We start from the raw sequence: 2861 nt of genomic DNA, 5'->3' as shown, positions 1-2861 counted from the left end.
CACCGACCCGGCGTCCTGCATCTACGACGCGCCGCTGACCAAGGTCATCGGCAACCAGGTCAAGGTCGAGCCGGCGCCTCTCTCGTATCCCATGCACCTACCCGCCTTACATCGGCGCACTATTGCACAGCCTTTTCGCCGGCGCCGCTAGCGCACACCGCAACCGGCCACGATGGAGGGGAGCTCCTGACAGGATGGACGCGTGACGATCTCGAGCTACGTACGTGACGGACTCACCTTCGACGTGATCGACTCGGGCCCCGCCGACGGCGATCCGGTCGTGCTCCTGCACGGTTTCCCGGAGCGGGCGACCTGCTGGCGCGAGGTGTCGCCGATCCTCCACGAAGCGGGCTTCCGCACGATCGCCCCGGACCAGCGCGGCTACTCGCCGGGTGCCCGGCCGCGTACGCGGCTCGGCTACGGAGCCGGCCAGCTGGTCGAGGACGTGGTGGCGCTGATCGACGAGATCGGCCGCCCGGTGTACCTGGCCGGTCACGACTGGGGGAGCGCGGTCGGCTGGGGCGTCGCGGCCAAGCGGCCCGACCTGGTCCGGAGCTGGACCGCGATGTCGGTGCCGCACCCGGTCCCCTTCGCGCGGTCGATGAAGGGCCCGCAGCGACGTAAGTCCGCCTACATCGCCTTCTTCAACATTCCCTTCGTCCCCGAGTTGGTCTCCGGGCGCGACGGCCGCATGGAGCGGATGATGCGGGGGAGCGGCTGGAACGACGAGGACATCGAGCGCTTCCGCGAGGAGATCGTCGACTACGGCGCGCTCCCGGGTGGCCTCGGCTGGTATCGCGCCCTCTTCCTCGCTCCGCGCGTCGGCCGGGTCTCGGTCCCGACGACCATGCTCTGGAGCGACCGCGATGTCGCCATCGGCCGCACCGCACTGGAGGGCAACGAGAACTCCGTGACCGGCACCTACGAGTTCATCGAGCTCACGGGCGTGAGCCACTGGATCCCCACCAAGGCGCCCCAGGCAGCTGCCGACGCGATCCTCTCGACCATCGCGAAGGCGGATCGGCGTGAGTGACGGTCCACGTCGGGTGGCGCGCCATGCGGTGGTGGGTGGTGTCACCGCCGCGGCCGGAGCGTTGGCGGGGATCGGGCTGATGAACATGCTGTTCTCCCCGGCGGTCACCTTCTTCGGTCGCTTCATCGAGGTGGAGGAGGCAGCCACCGGATCCGCGGTGGGCGACGCGCTCGCGGGCGGTTTCGGGGCGCTGGGGGCGGTGCTTGCTGCGGTCTTCCTGGCCGCCGTCGTGCTGTTCACCGTCGTGGTGGTGATGCCGTTGGCGACCATGGGTCTGGCACTCGGCGCATCCGGGTTCGTGCGTGCCTGGCTGGCCGTCCTGATCGCGCTGCCGCTCGCCGTGGCCGGGTTCCTCGGTATCGGTCAGCTGCTGCCGGGTTCGGTTCCGTGGTGGTTCTGGCCGGCGATCATGGCGGTCGCGGGAGCCGCATCGGTCTGGCTCGCAGCCGGAGTCCCTACTCGGTCCCCTCGGCGGTCGGAGACGTCGGCCGGGGCGCGGTGTCACGAGCCATGATCGCTTCGCCGACACCTTGGATCGCCCCACGGATCATGTCGCCGTGCGCTCCAGACGGAAGCGCCGCGGCATGCTCCTCGGCCTTGCCGATGTGTTCATCAGCCGCCGCGAAGGCGCCCAGCCGACGGAGGCCGTCGGCGATGTTGAGGTGCAAACTCGGGTAGAACCCGGCAACCTGCAGGCTCGCGTCGTGCTCCTGCGCCCGCTGGGGTTCGACCGGCGGAGTCCGGCCTGAAGGTCAAGGAGTTGAGTACGCAGGCTCATCACGTCGCGCTCCGGGGCCGCCAGACTCGTCGGATGCTCGATTTCGACCGGCCGATCCTGACACCGAGGCGCCTCCGTCGGGTGCCCTGGACTCCTGTCGCCACTGTTCTCGCGTCGGGGGTGGCACTCGTCGCGATCGGGAACCTGGTGTTCAACTGGCTCGACGTCTACCTGGTCTTCTTCGGTGACCAGCCGCAGGTGCTGCCTGCGAACGTGGCGGCGTACCGGGTCTGGGGCGCGATCGCGATCCTCGCCCTGGTGGCAGGTGTGGTGACTCACCTCCTCAACCGCCGCCGTCGAGTTCTCGGGTCGATCTGGCAGGCGCTGCTGGTCGTCGGCGGAGCCGCGATCCTCGTGCTCTGCTACATCCCCGGGGCGGTCGACCCGCCGGCGCCGGAACGCGACCAGGACGGCTACGGCGCCCCGCCCTGCTACTCCGGCGGCGACAACGACGAGTGCGTCGGAGGCTGACGCACGATGACAGGAGTGGTCGAGCGGCTAGCGGGGCGGGCTGTTCAGAACTTCCGCGACCAGCTGAGTGTCCATGTATTCGGTGATCTCGCGGATTCGGCCATCCTCGAATCGAAACACGAAGCAGTACTTGTTGTCGTAGCGCAGGCCAGCCTTCGTCGTCACGCGGCCCTCCGCCTCGACCACGATGATGTCGTCCTCGGCGACGAACCGTCTTGCTGTGTTCGTGTATGTGTCGGCAAACTGCGCCCCCAATGGTCCGAGCAGGTCGCGGCGTACGGCGTCCTTGCCGGTGAAGCTGCCCGCCCAGCTGTTGTGTCCGCTGACCGTCCAAACCACGTCGTCGCCCATGGCGGCGAGCAGTGGACGGATGTCGCCGACAGCCCAGGCGCCGAACGCCTCGCGCAGGAGCTGCTTGTTCTCGGCTGTGCTGCCCATCTCTCCTCCTGGGGAATCGAGAGACACCCTAGACCGGGCGGTGGTCTAGGTGCGTCGGGTGAAGCGGATGTCGCCGTTGGGTAGTCGTTCGTGGGTGAAGGTGGGGTCGTGGGCGCGGTGGTGGTGATGGCTGCAGAGGAG

At 68.7% G+C, this 2861-nt stretch carries 5 protein-coding genes; 4 read left to right on the top strand and 1 reads right to left on the bottom strand.

The genetic code is table 11. The features are described 5' to 3' along the window. Nucleotides 1-202: 202 nt before the first annotated feature. The 4 genes from ACFVJS_RS27350 to ACFVJS_RS27335 all read left to right on the top strand — a co-directional run bounded on the left by ACFVJS_RS27350 (nt 203) and on the right by ACFVJS_RS27335 (nt 2282). A complete protein-coding gene (locus tag ACFVJS_RS27350) occupies nt 203-1033 on the top strand; it encodes an alpha/beta fold hydrolase (protein WP_378886695.1) in 831 nt (276 codons plus the stop codon). Continuing rightward, nucleotides 1026-1547 (top strand): hypothetical protein, encoded by a 522-nt coding sequence (locus ACFVJS_RS27345; RefSeq protein WP_378886694.1) that lies wholly within the window; start codon nt 1026-1028, stop codon nt 1545-1547. The genes ACFVJS_RS27350 and ACFVJS_RS27345 overlap by 8 nt, the downstream gene beginning before the upstream one ends. 43 nt (nt 1548-1590) lie before the next feature. Further along, nucleotides 1591-1782, top strand: coding sequence for a hypothetical protein (locus ACFVJS_RS27340; protein WP_378886693.1), 192 nt, complete (start codon nt 1591-1593; stop codon nt 1780-1782). A gap of 62 nt (nt 1783-1844) precedes the next feature. Then, nucleotides 1845-2282 (top strand): hypothetical protein, encoded by a 438-nt coding sequence (locus ACFVJS_RS27335; RefSeq protein WP_378886692.1) that lies wholly within the window; start codon nt 1845-1847, stop codon nt 2280-2282. A 27-nt stretch (nt 2283-2309) separates the two neighbouring features. Here the strand turns inward: ACFVJS_RS27335 and ACFVJS_RS27330 are convergent, their stop codons facing one another. Continuing rightward, nucleotides 2310-2720, bottom strand: a complete 411-nt coding sequence (locus ACFVJS_RS27330; RefSeq protein WP_378886691.1) for a nuclear transport factor 2 family protein — start codon at nt 2718-2720, stop codon at nt 2310-2312. Nucleotides 2721-2861 lie beyond the last annotated feature (141 nt).

The sequence above is a fragment of the Nocardioides sp. NPDC057772 genome, from assembly GCF_042798075.1.
In the GTDB taxonomy this organism is placed as follows: domain Bacteria; phylum Actinomycetota; class Actinomycetes; order Propionibacteriales; family Nocardioidaceae; genus Nocardioides.
This window is presented reverse-complemented; position numbering and strand designations above follow the sequence as displayed.

What these genes read in the sequence shown, in the direction of transcription:
- ACFVJS_RS27335 (WP_378886692.1), top strand. Translation starts at nt 1,845, where the DNA reads ATGCTCGATTTCGACCGGCCGATCCTGACACCGAGGCGCCTCCGTCGG.
- ACFVJS_RS27330 (WP_378886691.1), bottom strand. Translation starts at nt 2,720, where the DNA reads ATGGGCAGCACAGCCGAGAACAAGCAGCTCCTGCGCGAGGCGTTCGGC.